This window comes from Bartonella sp. W8151 (assembly GCF_016100385.1).
GTDB lineage: Bacteria > Pseudomonadota > Alphaproteobacteria > Rhizobiales > Rhizobiaceae > Bartonella > Bartonella apis.
Genome location: NZ_JACFSO010000002.1, coordinates 380,369 through 397,903, shown reverse-complemented (window position 1 = coordinate 397,903; position 17,535 = coordinate 380,369). Strand labels below are relative to the sequence as shown.

Annotated in this window: 13 protein-coding genes and 1 riboswitch; of the genes, 8 read left to right on the top strand and 5 right to left on the bottom strand. The window is 46.5% G+C overall.

Annotation, left to right across the window (positions count from 1 at the left end):
- Positions 1–438: 438 nt before the first annotated feature.
- Entirely contained in the window at positions 439–1,728 is a 1,290-nt protein-coding gene (locus H3V14_RS04605) for a TCR/Tet family MFS transporter (RefSeq protein ID WP_198226947.1), read from the bottom strand.
- A 417-nt stretch (positions 1,729–2,145) separates the two neighbouring features.
- Positions 2,146–3,045, bottom strand: a complete 900-nt coding sequence (locus H3V14_RS04600; protein WP_198226945.1) for a neutral zinc metallopeptidase — start codon at positions 3,043–3,045, stop codon at positions 2,146–2,148.
- 219 nt (positions 3,046–3,264) lie between these two features.
- Here H3V14_RS04600 and carB point away from each other — a divergent pair, with 219 nt between their 5' ends.
- From carB to H3V14_RS04575, 5 genes are all read left to right on the top strand, one after another.
- Positions 3,265–6,750 carry a carbamoyl-phosphate synthase large subunit gene (gene carB / locus H3V14_RS04595; RefSeq protein WP_198226944.1) on the top strand — a complete coding sequence of 1,162 codons (3,486 nt, stop codon included), beginning with the start codon at positions 3,265–3,267 and terminating at the stop codon, positions 6,748–6,750.
- A 747-nt stretch (positions 6,751–7,497) separates the two neighbouring features.
- Complete coding sequence (locus H3V14_RS04590) at positions 7,498–8,031, top strand: iron transporter (protein ID WP_075869835.1); 534 nt, start codon at positions 7,498–7,500, stop codon at positions 8,029–8,031.
- A 273-nt stretch (positions 8,032–8,304) separates the two neighbouring features.
- Entirely contained in the window at positions 8,305–8,628 is a 324-nt protein-coding gene (locus H3V14_RS04585; protein WP_075914164.1) for a cupredoxin domain-containing protein, read from the top strand.
- A gap of 11 nt (positions 8,629–8,639) precedes the next feature.
- Positions 8,640–9,491, top strand: coding sequence for an FTR1 family protein (locus H3V14_RS04580; protein ID WP_198222656.1), 852 nt, complete (start codon positions 8,640–8,642; stop codon positions 9,489–9,491).
- A gap of 64 nt (positions 9,492–9,555) precedes the next feature.
- Complete coding sequence (locus tag H3V14_RS04575) at positions 9,556–10,887, top strand: 4Fe-4S binding protein (protein WP_246785012.1); 1,332 nt, start codon at positions 9,556–9,558, stop codon at positions 10,885–10,887.
- Positions 10,888–11,456: 569 nt separating this feature from the next.
- Here H3V14_RS04575 and H3V14_RS04565 read toward each other — a convergent pair.
- Complete coding sequence (locus H3V14_RS04565) at positions 11,457–11,678, bottom strand: hypothetical protein (protein WP_198226938.1); 222 nt, start codon at positions 11,676–11,678, stop codon at positions 11,457–11,459.
- Between the two features lie 42 nt (positions 11,679–11,720).
- Positions 11,721–13,670 (bottom strand): ABC transporter ATP-binding protein/permease, encoded by a 1,950-nt coding sequence (locus H3V14_RS04560; protein WP_198226936.1) that lies wholly within the window; start codon positions 13,668–13,670, stop codon positions 11,721–11,723.
- A 311-nt stretch (positions 13,671–13,981) separates the two neighbouring features.
- Between H3V14_RS04560 and H3V14_RS04555 the strand changes: the two genes are divergently transcribed.
- The gene (locus H3V14_RS04555; protein WP_198222647.1) at positions 13,982–14,191 is read left to right on the top strand and encodes a cold-shock protein; all 210 of its coding nucleotides are present in this window, start codon (positions 13,982–13,984) and stop codon (positions 14,189–14,191) included.
- A 496-nt stretch (positions 14,192–14,687) separates the two neighbouring features.
- Positions 14,688–14,915: riboswitch (cobalamin riboswitch) on the top strand.
- Positions 14,916–15,179: 264 nt separating this feature from the next.
- Here H3V14_RS04555 and H3V14_RS04550 read toward each other — a convergent pair.
- Positions 15,180–15,395, bottom strand: a complete 216-nt coding sequence (locus H3V14_RS04550) for a hypothetical protein (RefSeq protein WP_198222645.1) — start codon at positions 15,393–15,395, stop codon at positions 15,180–15,182.
- 75 nt (positions 15,396–15,470) lie between these two features.
- Here H3V14_RS04550 and H3V14_RS04545 point away from each other — a divergent pair, with 75 nt between their 5' ends.
- Positions 15,471–16,508 carry an ABC transporter substrate-binding protein gene (locus H3V14_RS04545; protein WP_198226934.1) on the top strand — a complete coding sequence of 346 codons (1,038 nt, stop codon included), beginning with the start codon at positions 15,471–15,473 and terminating at the stop codon, positions 16,506–16,508.
- A 9-nt stretch (positions 16,509–16,517) separates the two neighbouring features.
- Positions 16,518–17,534 carry a FecCD family ABC transporter permease gene (locus tag H3V14_RS04540; RefSeq protein ID WP_369522668.1) on the top strand — a complete coding sequence of 339 codons (1,017 nt, stop codon included), beginning with the start codon at positions 16,518–16,520 and terminating at the stop codon, positions 17,532–17,534.
- Position 17,535 lies beyond the last annotated feature (1 nt).

The following is a 17,535-nucleotide window of genomic DNA, read 5'->3' as shown; positions in this document are numbered from 1 at the left end:
GTTCAATTTGCCACCAGCAATTGAAACCTGTTTGCTGATGCGGTGAACCTTCGTTTCAAACATTACTCCCCTTGAATTCAGGATAACCTCGTCAGATTCAAGACTGCAGCCTGATAGGACTTAACTTACTTCGGGCTAAAAATCTCCTTAATCGTAAAGAACTTCAATCAACTCCTATCGCAGCACACTGCATTTTCCGTTCCTCATTTCGCAGTCTTTTTTGCCGTGTTTTTCCGTTTGTTTTTTGAGGCCGGTTATCTCGATATCTTCAACAAACTCGTTCGTCTTTTTAAATCCGAAAAGTGTTGCTCCGAGCTTTTTCAAAGAAAGACTATCTTCCGCTTTTAAAAACGTCGGTGATAGCGTCTGAAACCTCTGACAGTTGATCTCGACATTTGTAACGGGATGTAGAGCTTTTCGAGGTTGTTTTTAACGCAATTACCTGTCTTCCGCTTTCTCGTTATCGCGATCTCGCACAAGTTCATATGTCGTTAAACGCGGGCTTTTATCTTCACGTACAAAAAAGCCGAAAACCAGTGTTGTTGCAAGCAACACGAAAAATGCAGTTGCACAAGGGGCTCCGGCAAATTTGAACGGCGCACTGTCACTGGTGAAATAGCTGAAAACCGACGTATAGAATACCGGCCCGATCATCGACGTAATCGAGGTTATTGATGTCAAAGCGCCTTGAAGGGCACCTTGCGCATTGGCTGGAACTTGGGAGGAAGCAATCGAGCGCATTGGCACGTGGGCGATATATTCCGGCATAGTAAAAAGGTAAACGACATAAAGCATATAGCCTTCAAAGGCGAAGGTGTAGCCGACCATGCCGACGAGCGCGAAGATAAGCCCGATCATCGAGATTTTCCAGTTGCTTAAATGCCTTGTCATATAAGGCAAGAGCAATCCCATTATGATGCACTGGCCGATGCCAAAAACGCCATAGGCGAAACCGATAGAAAATTCACTCCAGCCATAACGTTCTTTCGCCATAAAAGCCAAAGTTGACGGCCAAACCGCCTCGGCAAGCCAATAGAGGAAGAAGGCAAGTGCCACCCAAAGCACAGTGGGATAATGGCGCAATTCCAGCAAAGCGCCTACCGGATTTGCCCTTCTGATCTCGAAGGGGCGGCGCAGTGACGTTGGCAGAGTTTCCGGCAGCATATACATGGCAAAAACAAAATTGACGAGCGAAAGTCCTGCTGAAAAATAAAACGGCATACGGGGGCCGATTTCGCCCAAAACGCCACCGATCAATGGCCCTAAAAAGAAGCCGACGCCAAAGGCAATACCGATAAGTCCGAAATTGCGTGTTCTCGTGTTATCGTCGGAAATATCGGCAAGATAGGCTGAACAGGTCGAGAAACTCGCGCCGCTAACACCGGCAAGAATTCTGCCGATAAAGAGCATGGAATAGCTCCACGCAATGGCGCAGATAAAATTATCTATCGCGAAGGTGATAATGGATAACAATAAAATTGGTCGGCGTCCGAAGCGGTCGGAAAGATTGCCGATAAAGGGGGCAAACAAAAACTGCATGGTCGAATAGACCATCAGCAGAATGCCGCCATCAACCGAAGCCCGGCTGATACTGTCGCCGGTCAATTGGCTTAAATATTCCGGCATAACCGGCACGATGATCGCAATGCCGATAATATCCAGTAACAGCGTGATGAAGACCAGAACAAGTCCCTTGTGAACAAATTTTGCATCGAGACTTTGCGACATGACGAATTTCCATGCTTATACAAGAAATTGCTAATAGGACTATTGGGAAAAATAGAAAAGGGGAAAAACGCACCTCAATGAGGCTCTCTATACTATTTCGTAAAAGATCAAGACTTTTCAAATGCTTGAACCGGCGATATTTTCCCTAATATTTTTGGCCTTTTTAAACGGTCATGTTTGCCGACGCACAAAACACAAGTGTGCACGCCAAAATGTTTTAAAGCCCGCCTTCGGATGAAGATGGTTGCTTGCTATTTTCATCACCCCGTGATTTGTGCCGGTCACTTTATGAAAGACACGAGATACCCTTGAACGCGCATGCGAAAACCGGATGATGACGACCACGTCTAGGAGACAGCGCAAAAATACTGGATAGAAAGTCTTTCAACTTCACGAAATCTCTCAAACGTGGATTTTTTAAAATCCGTCACATGATTCCATTTTTCCCAATTGGTAACCGGTTTTGAAAGCATTGACGCGTTGTGCAGAAGTTCCATGAGTGAAACTATCAGGCACAACATATCCGTGCGTCCGTTTTTGTAATGTATCATCACCGATTTTTGCCGCTGCATTCAATGCATAGCCGATATCACCCTCTTCAAGAATTCCGTCATCCTCGGTTGAATGCGCCCACACGCCGGCATAACAATCGGCCTGCAATTCGATTTTTACCGAAAGTGCATTGGCAGTCGACGTATCGGCGCTTGCCCTTCTCTTATTCATCCGGTCGAGAACACCGGTCAAATTTTGCACATGATGGCCGACTTCATGGGCAATGACATAAGCTTGGGCAAATTCTCCCGGTGCTTTAAAATGGGTCGTCAATTTGTCGAAAAATTCGTCATCAAGATAAAGCTTTTGATCGGCAGGACAATAGAAAGGGCCAACGGCTGTACTTGCAAGCCCGCATGGCGAATCGATAGCGCCGGTAAAACGCACAAGGATCGGTAGCTTATATTTGGCATTGTGGCGGGAGAAAATCTCGCCCCACGTATCTTCTGTTTCGGCGAGAACCGTTGCAATAAAAAGGCTACGCCGGTCATTGGTTTGAAGCGGCGCTTTTGCTGCGCCAAATGGCGCTCTATGTTCATTCACCAGCGCTCCATCGCCGAATAGAAAACGTGTCGGACTATAGCCGAAGAAGCTGAGCCCCAGAAAAATAACAACAAGAATGAAAATTCCCGTGAAACCGCCACGCGACAACAAGGCAAAACCGACGACGCTTAAACCTGTTCGAAAAACCGGACTTGCACCGTTCGTTTTCTCGCCGCGACGATCTTCAATATTGTCGCTCTGCCTTCCACCTTCCCACCGCATAAGCCTCTCTCCCAGTGCTTATTTCATTAAAGAGCATATAACTTCTTCCTCCAAGAAGAGAAGGCTCCCCTGACAGTAAAGCAAAAAAAATTAGGAAAAGCAAAATTTAGGGGGTTACTTTCCTGTCGACTTTACCTATAAGGCAGGCTTAGCCTTAAAAAAAGAAATGTTGAACCTGCCAGTTTTTTTCTGCGCGGGTGTTTGCGATAGGATGCTGCCATGCCAAAACGCACAGATATAAAATCCATTCTCATCATCGGTGCGGGACCTATTGTCATCGGTCAAGCCTGCGAATTCGACTATTCGGGAACGCAAGCCTGTAAAGCCTTGAAGGAAGAAGGCTACCGGATCATTCTGGTCAACTCCAATCCGGCGACAATCATGACAGACCCTGACCTCGCCGATGCTACCTATATCGAGCCGATAACACCGGAAGTTGTCGCCAAGATTATTGCCCGGGAAAAGCCGGATGCACTGCTTCCCACCATGGGTGGCCAAACCGCGTTGAACACGGCTTTGTCGTTAAAACGCATGGGTGTTCTCGAACGCTATCATGTCGAGATGATCGGTGCTGATGCCAAGGCAATCGACAAAGCCGAAGACCGTGCATTGTTCCGTGAAGCTATGGCAAAAATCGGGCTTGAAACACCAAAGTCGATGCTTGCCAACGCAACCGAAATCAAGGAAGAGGACCGTAAACGCCACGACGCAATGCGCGACAAACTTATTGCCGAACTTGAAGGCGATGCGCTTGATAAAGCGCTTGAAAAACTTGAACATGATTGGCATCTGGGGGAAAGCGACCGCAAGCAGCGTTACATTGCCCATGCCACAGGAAAAGCCGGACAAGCTCTTGACGTAGTCGGGCTTCCGGCAATTATCCGTCCGTCTTTCACACTTGGCGGAACAGGCGGCGGCATTGCCTATAACCGTTCGGAATTTTACGAAATTATCGAACGCGGACTTGAAGCCTCGCCAACCACAGAAGTGCTTGTTGAAGAAAGTGTTCTGGGCTGGAAAGAATTCGAGATGGAAGTTGTACGCGATAAGAAAGACAACTGCATCATTGTCTGCTCGATTGAAAATCTTGATCCGATGGGCGTTCACACCGGTGATTCAATTACCATCGCACCGGCTCTGACTTTGACCGATAAAGAATATCAGATGATGCGTAATGCATCGATTGCGGTTTTGCGTGAAATCGGCGTCGAAACCGGCGGCTCCAATGTGCAATTTGCGGTCAATCCGGAAAACGGCCGGCTGATTGTGATTGAGATGAATCCGCGTGTTTCGCGTTCTTCCGCTCTCGCCTCGAAAGCCACCGGTTTTCCGATTGCCAAGGTCGCGGCAAAACTTGCAGTCGGCTACACATTGGACGAATTGGAAAACGACATTACCGGCGGAGCCACACCGGCTTCGTTCGAGCCGTCAATCGACTATATTGTTACGAAAATCCCGCGTTTTGCCTTTGAAAAATTCCCCGGTGCCTCGCATACTTTGACAACGGCGATGAAATCGGTCGGCGAAGTTATGGCAATCGGCCGTACTTTTCAGGAATCTTTACAAAAAGCCTTGCGCGGTCTTGAAACCGGCTTGACCGGTCTTGACGACATTGCCATTCCCGAACACGCAGAAGGCGACGAGAAAAATGCCATCCGTGCGGCGATCGGCACACCGACACCTGACCGTTTGCGTTATGTTGCGCAGGCTATGCGCATGGGGATGTCGTTAAACGAAATCCACCAGATCAGCAAAATTGACCCCTGGTTCCTTGAACAGATCGCATCTATTGTCGATATGGAACAACGCGTGCGCGAACAAGGCCTGCCGAAAGACGCGGAAAATTTCCGTATGCTCAAATCCATGGGCTTTTCCGACGCGCGACTTGGCAGCCTCACTGGCCTGGAGACAGAAGAAGTCACAAAAGCGCGCCATGAGCTTAATGTAAAACCGGTTTATAAACGTGTTGATACTTGTGCTGCCGAATTTGCCTCGCCCACAGCCTATATGTATTCGACTTACGAAGTTCCTTTCGCCGGCAAGATGCGTTCGGAAGCCGATGTATCCGACCGTAAAAAAGTGGTTATCCTTGGTGGCGGACCAAATCGTATCGGACAAGGTATCGAATTCGATTATTGCTGTTGTCACGCAGCTTTTGCACTCCATGATGCCGGCTATGAAGCCATTATGGTCAATTGCAATCCGGAAACTGTCTCGACAGATTATGATACGTCCGACCGACTTTATTTCGAACCGTTGACTGCCGAAGATGTGCTATCAATTCTAGAAACGGAAAAAGAAAAAGGCGAGCTTGTTGGTGTTATTGTCCAGTTCGGTGGCCAGACGCCGCTAAAACTTGCCGCCTCGCTTGAAAAATCCGGCATTCCGATACTTGGTACGTCGCCGGATGCAATCGATCTTGCCGAAGACCGCGACCGCTTCCAGAAATTGCTCATCAAGCTTGATCTGACGCAGCCCAAAAACGGCATTGCCTATTCGGTTGAACAGGCACGCCTTGTTGCCAATGATCTGGGCTTCCCGCTGGTTGTGCGCCCCTCTTATGTGCTTGGCGGGCGGGCTATGCAGATCATTCATGACGAACGCAACTTGCAATCCTATCTTCTAGACACTGTTCCCGAACTGGTGCCGGAAGAAATCAAAGCCCATTACCCGAATGACAAAACCGGACAGATTAATACTTTGCTCGGCAAGAATCCTCTTCTTTTCGATACCTACCTCACCAATGCAATCGAGGTTGATGTTGACTGCCTGTGCGATGGGAAAGATACTTTCGTAGCCGGTATTATGGAACATATCGAGGAAGCGGGCATCCACTCGGGCGACTCGGCCTGTTCGCTTCCGGTTCACACATTATCGCCCGAAATCGTTGAAGAGTTGAAACGCCAGACGATTGAGCTTGCCAAAGCGCTTCATGTTGGCGGTTTGATGAATGTGCAATATGCCGTGAAGGAAGGCGTTATCTATATTCTCGAGGTAAACCCGCGCGCTTCCCGCACGGTTCCATTTGTTGCCAAAACAATCGGACGGCCGATCGCCAAGATTGCCGCTCGCATTATGACGGGTGATAAACTTGAAAACGCTGTCAATCGTTATGGCGGTTACCCCAAAGTTCAGAAAAAACCGCATATCGCTGTGAAAGAAGCTGTCTTCCCGTTTGCCCGCTTCCAGGGTGTCGATACTTTGCTAGGGCCGGAAATGCGCTCGACTGGCGAAGTGATGGGGCTTGATTACAGCTTTGCCCTTGCCTATGCCAAGGCACAACTTGGCGCAGGTAACGATCTTCCACGTGAAGGCACATTGTTTGTGTCAGTCAAGGATGATGACAAGATCCGCGTGCTTGGCGCCGTCAAGCGCATGGCAAAACTCGGTTTTTCCATTCTTGCAACAACAGGTACGCAAAAATTTCTTGAACAGCATGGCGTGAAGGCCAAGAAGATCAACAAAGTTCTTGAAGGGCGTCCGCATATTGAGGATGCCATCCGCAACCGTCAGGTTCAGATCGTCTTCAATACGACCGACACAGCCAGTGCAATTTCCGATTCAAAGTCTCTGCGTCGGGCAGCATTGATGCAAAAAGTGCCTTATTACACCACCATGTCGGGTGCTGTATCCGTTGTCGATGCAATTGAGGCTTTGCAGAATGGCACGATCGAGGTGCGTTCTCTGCAAGAATATACCGAATAATTTTTTTCCGCGGCAAAAGTGAGAAACGCTTTTGCCGCGGCATTTTTTAACGGCATTATCTTTTTTGTTTTCCCTGTTCCGCTCTGTTTTCCAGCTGTTTCTTGATTACCAGTCGATCATTCCAAAACACCATTGTTTGATGTCTCAGTCGTGTTTCTACGGGTTAAAAAATTCATATTTCCCGTTTTTTGAAAACAGGATTAGATAGCCCGAAAATTCTTGTTCATTTATTTTTTCAACTTTTGCCCTTTTACATTCCGATATCCGTGACGCTTTTCTATTTTTTGCGACTTTTATTTCCGTAACGTAAGTGCATTTACCCCGTCGGCTCCTTTATCGCGCACGAAACATGTTTCAGGTTTTCTCGTACTTACGTCATCCATATCCCTATTCTCGAAAAAAAGTGGAATAATCAGTAAACTTTGTTTATTAAAAAATATAGAAATGATATTTTCCGAATTTATCAATTCATGTTTTTTATTTTATCAATGATAATTATTTCATAATTTTATTATCAATATTTTCTATAAAATTTTTATATTATGATATACGTTTTTTATGATGTAACTATGTCGGCTAATCATTCAATTTTCGCAAAAATTTAAATTAATAAATTAAAATTCACCAGAAAATTTTTGCGTTATTTATAAGTTTTATCAATGAACTTGATAATTCTGGTAAATTTTGAATTTGCGCTTTCAATAAAAGATGATATATATAGTCATGTTTTATTCTGAGGGATATATCATGCGTTTAAACAAACTTATTTTGGCTACTTCCTGCACTCTATTTGCAACACCGGCTCTGGCTGTGGAATACCCGATTGGCGAACCACAGCATTGCGGAGGTTTGGAAATTGCAGCTGTCTATCTGCAACCGATCGAAATGGAACCGGAAGGCATTATGCTCGCGGCGGCCAAGTCGGATATCCATCTCGAGGCTGATATTCATGCAACAGAAGACAACAAGAACGGCCTTCCGGAAGGTGCATGGGCACCTTATCTTCAGGTTTCCTATGAATTGACCAAGGAAGGTGCAAAAGAGCCTTTGAGCGGCCATTTTCACCCGATGGTTGCCAATGATGGCCCGCACTATGGAGAAAACATCAAGCTTGATGGCGCAGGCAAATATCATTTGAAATACACGATTTTGCCGCCTTCAAAAGAATCAATGTTCGGCCGCCATGTCGACAAGGAAACCGGCGTTGGCCCATGGTTCGACAAATGTGTGGTTGAATATGACTTCACTTATGCAGGAACCGGCAAAAAAGGCGGTTATTGATTAATTTTGAAACAGGCAAAAACGTTTGCCTGAAATTATCAGCGGATAAGGTCTTTTTTCTTGACCTTATCCCCAAAGATCGGGACCTGTTTGTCAAGTCGGGGTTTACTTTCGATCGTCCACAATTACAAGTAACCCTCCGAGCAGACCGGCCGTTGTGACCTCCACAGCCGGTCTTGCTTTTTAACGGGGTCGTTTTAGCAGGCAACATTCTTGTTCTTGAAAGGCAAGCGTTAGATCGACAAGCCTGTTTCGGTTAAAAAGGGTTTTATTATGCGTGCAATATTGGTTCTGTTGTTCTGTCTTTTTCCCCTCTTTGCCGGAGCGGATGAAATGTCGGTCTATAATGTCACCATCAAAGATGGCGTTTTCGAACCACAATCAATCGAGGTTCCGGCAGGGCAACGTTTCAAGATTTCAGTCAAAAATATCGGTTCAGGCCCCGCGGAATTTGAAAACCTGTCCATGCGGGTCGAAAAAGTTTTAGGTGCCGGTGTTGAATCTTTTGTTGTTATTCATCCGCTTAAAGCCGGAAGCTACCATTTTATTGACGAATTTCACATGGATATGGCCGGTTTTGACATTAACGTAAAATAGGAGAGCAGAAAATGGGTGCACCTCTTTTCATTGTCTGGCGTGAAAGCATTGAAGCGCTACTCGTTATCGGCATCCTTTATACGTGGTTGCGGCGCGAAAATCTTTTAACCCTTAAAAACCGGTTGTGGACGGGAACAGCTTTGGGGCTGGTTCTTGCCGGTCTTCTTGCCGTTCTCTTCTACGTTGCAGGCACATGGTTTGCCGGCCCCGGCGGGGAATGGTTCTTCACCGCCATGATGGCGGTTGCTGCCCTTCTCATTATGCAAATGATTGTCTGGATGCATCACCACGGTGCTTCGATGAAACATACTTTGGAACGTGAAGCAGCCGAAAGCCTGCAAACTTCCGGTGGTTTTGGCATTATGCTTCTTGCCATGATTGCCGTTGCCCGTGAAGGATCGGAAACGGTGGTGTTCCTTGCCGGTGTCGGTGCGCAACAAAATGGCGCGTCGCTCGGTATGTTCATTCTGGGTGGTGTGCTGGGCTTTATTCTGGCGCTGTTGACCTTCTGGCTTTTGCAAAAATTTTCCAAAATCATACCGTGGAGATGGTTCTTTTTAGGAAGTGAATTCGTCCTTCTGCTCATTGGCGGGGGATTGCTTATCACCGCATTTGATAAAGCTGCAGCACAAATTTCCGCTTATGATTTACCGGAATGGCTATATAGCTTCATGGATGATCCGTTGTGGAGCACAAGCTGGCTCATTCCCGATAACAGCACATTGACAGGTCTTACAGGTTACCATGCGGAACCGTCTTTGATGCAAGTCGTTGTATTGGCGATCTACTGGGTTGCAGCCATTGTTCTTTGCAACAGGAAACCGGGGAAAACTGTCGCCCGTCCAACGTTGAAAACTTCCTGAAACAAAATTTTTAAAACAAATGTCACGCATTCTTTCCACTGCCATTTATAAACTGGGCACTTCTATGCAACGTCATAGAACAGTGATCCAGTCTATCCAGTGGTGTGTTGTTGCCATTTATCTTTTTTTGCTTGTCATCCCGCCATTCCTGCCGCTGCCACCACGTCAGGAACATATCCTTGGCAATCTTGTTCTTTTTGCCCAATTCGTATTTTGGGGAATCTGGTGGCCATTCGTTATTCTTTCCATGCTGTTCATCGGACGTTTGTGGTGCGGAGTTTTTTGCCCGGAAGGTGCTTTGGCCGAATATACCAGCCGCAAGGTCGGGCGTAATTACAACATTCCGCGCTGGCTTAAATGGCGTGGTTGGCCGACTGTCGCCTTTATTCTCACGACACTTTATGGGCAATTGATAAGCGTTTACGATTATGCGGAAGCAGCGCTTCTCATTCTGGGCGGCTCGACGCTTGCGGCAATGACCATCGGCTTTTTCTTTGGTAAAGGTACGCGTGTCTGGTGTCGTTATCTTTGTCCCGTTAATGGCGTTTTCAACCTGCTTTCCCGCCTTGCTCCTATTTCGTTCAAGACTGATCAGGAAAAATGGGCGCATTATTGTGGAGCCCGTCAGGAAAACCCGAATTGCCCGCCAATGATCAATATTCATCAGCTTCATGGCGTCAACGCCTGTCATATGTGTGCGCGTTGTGCCGGTTTTCGTGATGCTGTGGCGTTAAAGCCGCGCTCGGTCATGGAAGAAGTCGTCGTCTATGGTGGCGATAAACACGTCAATCCATGGGAAGCAAGGCTACTGCTTTTCGGCATGATCGGCGTTGCGATCGGTGCGTTTACATGGACTGTAAGCCCGTGGTTTGTAACCTTCAAACAGGCGATAGCCGAATGGCTCGTCAACCATGATATTTACTGGCCACTTGACCCGACAGCTCCGTGGTGGATTTTGACAAACCACCCTGCCAATAATGACAGCTTCAACTGGGTGGACGGTTTTTGTGTTGCAAGTTACATTCTGGGAAGCGGCGTGCTTTTCGGCACATTTTTAACGCTCATTCTGTGGGCTATTGCCTCGCTTATGCGTTCGCCAACACTCTTTCATCATCTGGCACAAGCGTTTTTGCCACTGGCAGCAGCTGGCATATTTTTGGGGCTTTCAGCAACGACAGTCAAGCTTTTGATGTATGACGGTGTGACCTTCTGGTGGCTTTCCGACGCACGTGCTTTCATTCTCGCTTTGACATCACTTTGGAGCCTTTACCTAGCGGCACGAATTTTACAAAGAACACCAGCGAATCTGTTGCGCAAATATTTGAGCTTTTTCCTCTTTGCTCTTTCTTGTGTCCCCATTGTCTATGCATGGTGGCTGATGTTCTGGGGCTGGTAAGTTTTAAAACCGGAAATGAAGATATTATCCGGCACTTTGAAAAACTCTCTCACCCGCCCCCTCGTCTTCTCCCGCGAGCCAGCATCCATAATTCTGTGCATGATTTACAGCACTCTTCACGGTTTATAATGTTATTCAAGGAATAGCCTGCTTATCCAAAAGTTTCCCGTTCGATATCCCCCACTTTACTTCAACACTTGTTTGGCTTTCTGCCTCAGGCCTCAATTATGTTTCCAACACTTTTCTCGGGATAACTCGGGCTATGGTGCTCTTTTACCCCCCCAAAAAATAGCCGAGGCTGCTTCCGGCAGCTCCGGTCTAAAAGCCTGTTGGCGCATTTTTAAAACCGCATAGCGCTTGATGTCGCCGGTCTTCATTGCATTCTTGATAAGCGGCCAAAACACAACTTGCCCGAGCGGACTTTTGCGTCTCCCTCCTTTTCAAGTTTGATTCGAAGTTCATGAAAATATACGGGCGCGGCCCTATTACACGGGGCGCGCTTGAAACGCTAAAAGCATTTCTCTTTCAAAATAGCTTTCGGAAAAGAACTTTACTTGGACAACGTTTCACTAAAAAGCATTTTTTAAAAAAGCCGTTTTTGAATGCTGATCGTTGAGTTGCAGCAATCTTGCCGCTAAGTTATTTTTGCGTGATGTTGAGGCTGCTCTTGAATGAGTAAAAGGCTTCCCACTGGTCAAAACACTGCTATCCGCAACGGACACTTCTACAAAACCACCGCACATAAGAATAACGACCAAAAAAGAAATGGTTTTTGCGTTTTTGCCCCTCACAGCGGCTTTCCGTTTTGTTTAGCAGCAGCCAAATCTCCAGGCTTATTTTTTTGGCTCTTCATCTGTTTCTTTTGCAGGCGAAGTTTCTGAAGCCTTTGTGGTCTCGCTGCCCGTTTTTTCAGTGTCTATCGTTTGAGCTTCCGAAGTGCCATCCGTCGGCTCACTTTTTGGCATTTCTTTTTCACTCTTTGACAAAGCCTGTTCGGAAGGCTCGAATTTTACTTCCACAATCACGTCGAACAGATAACTTTCGTCATTGCGACGGCTGATATAGACAAAAGTTGTATTTTTCAAATGCTGGAAGACAACCGAGGCAATACGTTTTCGTACAGTTTCGTCAATACCGTCCATCACCTGATTGGCAACGATCCACTCGGGTTCTGTAAGAAGCACGCGGGCAAAAGCGATCGAACGGCGTTCTACATCATTAAGACGTCTTTCCCAATCGACGTTTTCCTCATCAAGCGCGGAAAAATAATCACTCAAACCGGTGATTTCGAGAGCGCGTTCGATTTCTTCATCTGTCGGATTTTTATTTGTCGCGGGATAGAGAAGAACCGTGCGCAATGTGCCCGGCGGAATATAAGGTGCGTCGGGAATGTAATTGGGCAGACCTGAATTGGGAAGCCCTACAGTGCCTTGCCCCCACGGCCAGAGCCCTGCAAGCGCATGGTATAGAATAGTTTTATCAACATCTTGCGGTGCATAGATCAGCGTGTTTTGCCCGCGCTTGATTGCCAGATTTTCCGGTGTCAAAGTCAATTTGCCATTGGCTGTGCGGATCAACAGATTGTCAAAGGTCATAATATCGGAATCATTGGTTTTGACCGTGATATGCTCGCCCTTCAGGCGGTCGACACCATCCATTTGCACAACAGCCTGCCTGAATGTTGCAACACGCAGCATTGTTGCGCGCCAATCGGCCAGAGCACCATAATTGTCGACAAACCAGCGCAATGATTGGTGCGCCTGATTGAAGGCCTGAACAGCAGCCTGAAGACCTCCAAGATCAATGCCTCCACCAAAATAGATCGGCGAAGCAATTATATAGGGAGCAACATTCGATACCCAGCCATAACCGGCGGTAATGCCTGTCAGTTTTGTCGTTGCGACAACGATATGCCAAATAGCGTTCAAAACATTTTGCACACGGCCATCAAGATAGCGTTTCTCGTCCTTTTCCGCCCCCATCAGAGTTATCGAATCAATCGAGCGGTTGGTGTGCATCAAAGCGGCACGCAAATCTGCCTCGCGCGCATAACGGTTGGCGTTGATCGTCACCAGATTACGCGCAACAAACCATGTAAGGAAAGATGCCGCACCGACATAGAGGAGCACTGCCCAGATCATGTAACCGGGAAGCGGAAAACTATAGCCTGAAAAACTGAAAACAAAACCCGCCGTTGTTGCCCATAATGTCGGAATGAAGATGATCAATGTGACACTCGCTTGCAACAGGTTGATGCCAAGATCAGCGGTTGATTCAGCAAGATGTCGGGCATCTTCATGGAGTTTCTGGTCGGGATTGACACCAACCTCGCCAGCCATTGTCAGACGAAATGCGCGTTTTGGTTGCATCCATTGACTGATAAGATCGTCGGTCAAACCTTCACGCAATTTCATTTTGAGATATTGGTTTAAAAAAGTCTGGATAATGTTGAAAATCAACAGAACCGAGGCAATGACAAAGAACACACCGAGCTGGAAAACGAATTCGTGCAAATCTTTGCGGCTGATCGCATTCCAGAAATCCTTTGTCCATTCATTGATTTGCAATTGCCCGCGGCCGATTAAAATAATCAGCACGAGTATACCCAGAAATGTCGCAATCAACGTATTGCGTGTATGCGAATGCCAGAAAGCAATATAAAGGATCTTCGCCTGATGGGAAAAACGGGTATTTTTGACAATGCCTTCACGCAGTGAACCGGGAGCTGCATCAACCGGATTATCAGGCATGTTGTCGTCTATATCGCTGCCTTTTTTGGCCATTCACTCAAATCCCCTTTTACGACAATCGCGACATTCTGACGACAATTAAAAAAATGACCGCCCTTTATACACCAGATAGCGTCGGCAATCAAAATAGCAAAAGCGACAACGCTTTCAAATTTAATATTAATTCAACTTGCTTTCTTTTTCGAGAGGGTCTAATGAAGCGCCAATCGAATTTTCGGTTGTGCGACTTTCTTAACCGTGCAGCAAGCACTATTTAACGAAACTCCCCTTTCTAAATTTCGATCTATCCAAAGTATCAACATAAGACGTGTTGATGCAATCATTTCTTATTACAGGAGTTTCCTATGGCTACAGGAACAGTTAAGTGGTTCAATACAACAAAAGGCTTCGGCTTCATTCAACCTGATGATGGTGGTGCAGATGTTTTTGTGCACATTTCAGCCGTTGAACGCTCAGGCATGAGCAGTCTGAATGAAGGCCAGAAGGTCTCTTATGAAGTTGTACAGGATCGCCGTTCCGGCAAATCTGCTGCAGGTAATCTTTCAGCTCTTTAATATCTGTAATTGAAATGCTTGTCTAAAACGGCAGAACGTTTTATCGGCATTTCAAAATCGGATATAAAAGAAACAGGTTTTTAAAAGCTCCACTTTTTCGAGGTGGAGCTTTTTCAATTTTTAGCTTTAATTTCATCGTAAGCCCGATGCATTCGCCACTCCCCTATTACAATTTCCGGCGGGCGTGATTTTACCCCTATTCAAAACCTCTAAACTTTTTGCCGATTATTCAAAGAATAAGCTCGAACCCCGAAAAAAATGGGCATTATCGTTTCGGGTTTTATCTTTTCCGGCGTTTATGCCCATGGCTCTTTTTCCCCCTTTGCCACACTTTTTACCTCGTTCTGATGCCACTTCGTTCCGAATTTACTATTTTTTTTAATCCGGAATTCGGACACTCATTCAATCACTCAAAGATGATCCGAATGGCACATTTAAACTATTTCCCGTTCAACCGAGGAAATTCAACAACACGCTTGCACTTATATTTAGATAAGTTATAAATTTTATTGACGGTTCCCCTTCAGGATGTCTTCAAAAGGGGAATAATAGGGAACACGGAAAAATCGACCTCACTCAAGGGATTTCAGCCGTGGCTGCCCCCGCAACTGTAAACGGCAGCACCTTTTTTAAGGGTTTTACCCGGCCACTGCGAAAGCGGGAAGGTTAAAGGTGCATAAAAATGCCGCGAGCCAGGAGACCTGCCGTCAATCATGGGCTTTTTAAAAGCCCGTTAATAAAATGCCCTAACGCACGGTGGGTGCAAAGGAAAGGTCATCATGGCAATCCAATCAGGCGTCATTTTTGTCGCCACTCGCACGCTCATCCGGATAATCTTGTCCGGTTTGATTGCTCGAGCAAAACAATTGTTACGACAGAGTTTTTTCTTTTATCTCTTGCTGCTTTTTTCAAAACAAAAAAGTTTGGAAGTGTTTTGCTCGCATTTTTCAAAGCGGAGAGAAGGTAAAAATGACCTATTGAAACAAAATTATTCTGATTGTGAAAAGACCCGAAGTAAAAAGTCCAAAACAGAAAAGTTCGGAACTGAAAAAATTTGTAACTTTAGAACAATGATTATAAATGCTTTTTCACACCCGACTTTATCTAAGGCATTTTCTTCAAGTCTTTTTCGCCAGAGAGTGCTTTTTTCGTTTTGCAGCTGCGCTTTTTCAGGCTTGAAAAATTTCCGGCCGCCCGCCGTCAATCACTTCAATTCCGTGAAATGGCAAAGTCCTCATAAAACGGCTTTGCACCGGCTTTAAACGAGAAGAGTAAACTCATGAAAACCATGCATTTGAAGACGATCATTCTGGCTGCGGCAATAAGCTGTGTTTCCATTGCTGTTCATAGCAATGCTTTTGCTGACGAAACGCATTATCCGTTAACGGTAAAAAATTGCGGCCGCACACTTGTTTTTAACAAAGCACCGGAACGCGTTGTTTCGGTCGGCCAGAATACAACAGAGATACTTTATGCTTTGGGGCTATCCGACAAGGTCAAAGGCACAGCGCTCTGGTATTCGCCGGTTTTGCCACAATTTACCGAAGTCAACAAAAACGTCAAAATGCTTTCCCATGATGTTCCAAGTTTCGAGAGCATCATTGCCGAAAAACCCGATCTTGTCGCAAGTCATCAGGAATGGGTTATCGGGCCTGCGGGAAGTGCGGCAACCTATGACCAATTTAAAGATTTTGAAATTCCGGTTTATACAGCGCCGGCCGATTGCGTAGGAAAAGACAACCTTGCCGGCAGTGACGGTTTGCGCACAGCCCCTTTCACTATGGATCTGATCTATCAGGAAATTTCCGAACTGGCATTGATTTTCAATGTTCAGGACAAAGGAGAGAAACTTGTTCATGACTTGAAGGAGCGCGAACAGGCTGCAATCGACAAGGTCAAAAACTTGCCCAAGGGCAAAATCAGCGCGGTTTTCTGGTATTCCAGTGCCGATCTTGATATTGACCCTTATGTTGCCGGAGACCTTGGTGCACCCGGTTATATTATGAAAATTCTCGGCATTAAAAATATTATAGAATCCAACTATGAATGGCCGACCGTGGGGTGGGAAACCATTGTGAAAGCAAATCCTACCATTATTGTTCTTGCCGAAATGGATCGTCGCCGTTTTCCTGCCGATGATGTTGTCGTGAAACGTGATTTTTTGAAGAAAGACCCCGTTACAAAACTTCTACCGGCTGTCGAAAATGATCGCCTTGTCAGCATCGACGTGCAATCCATGAACACAACCATGCGCACCATTGACGGTATCGAAAAACTGGCAAATGCCATTGTCGAACTTCGTCTTCTAAAAGAGTGACACAAAAGAGTGACACATTTGCCCCGCACCATTATCATCTGGCTTTTCTGCATATGGCTTTTGCTATGCGCAATTGTTGCAGGTGCAGCAATTGGCGAGATTGCGATTCCGTTTTCGTCTTTTTTGAAAACCATTGCCAATCATTTGTTCAATAGCGGTTATGAAGTGGATATATTCCACAGTCGGGTTATCTGGCTGTGGCGCCTGCCGCGTGCAGTCGTGGGCGCCTGTTGTGGTGCCGGTCTTGCCATGTGCGGGGTTATTTTACAGGCCTTGTTGCGAAATCCCCTTGCCGAACCTTATCTTCTCGGCATTTCGTCGGGTGCGGGAACAGGTGCGGCACTGGTTACCGCTTTCGGCATGAATTTGAGTATTCTGTCACTTTCAACGGGTGCATTGATCGGTGGTCTGTTATCGTTTTTCTTTGTTGTGTTCCTCGCCTATCATTCCGGTCGCAATGCAACCGCCATTATTCTGGCGGGTATTGCGAGCGCCATGCTGTTCAATGCTTTGACGGCGCTCATATTGATGATCTTTACACCCCTTGAAGGACGCTCGAATATTTTTGCCTGGATGATCGGTAATCTTTCCGGCGCAAGGTGGAGCGATGCGGCGCTCGCTTTTCCTTTGACACTTGTCGCATTTTTGATTTTCGTTGCCTTTTCCCGCATATTGGATGCCTTTGTATTCGGCTCGCGTGCTGCAAAATCGCTCGGCATTTCTGTCCATTATGTAAGCATGTTACTCATTACTGTCGTGGCACTGGTCACCGCCGTCATGGTTTCGATTATGGGTACAATCAGCTTTGTGGGACTGGTGGTGCCGCACGCTGCCCGTCTTATTGTCGGTGTGCGCCATCGGCTGCTGATACCGGCTTCCGCTTTTATCGGTGCGCTTTTTATGATTGCAGCCGATGTTATTTCGCGCATTATCGTGCCCGGTCTTGCTTTTCCGGTCGGTATTGTCACCGCATTGATCGGTGCACCACTTTTTGCCCTGTTGCTTTTGCGGCAGAAAGGAAATTGAT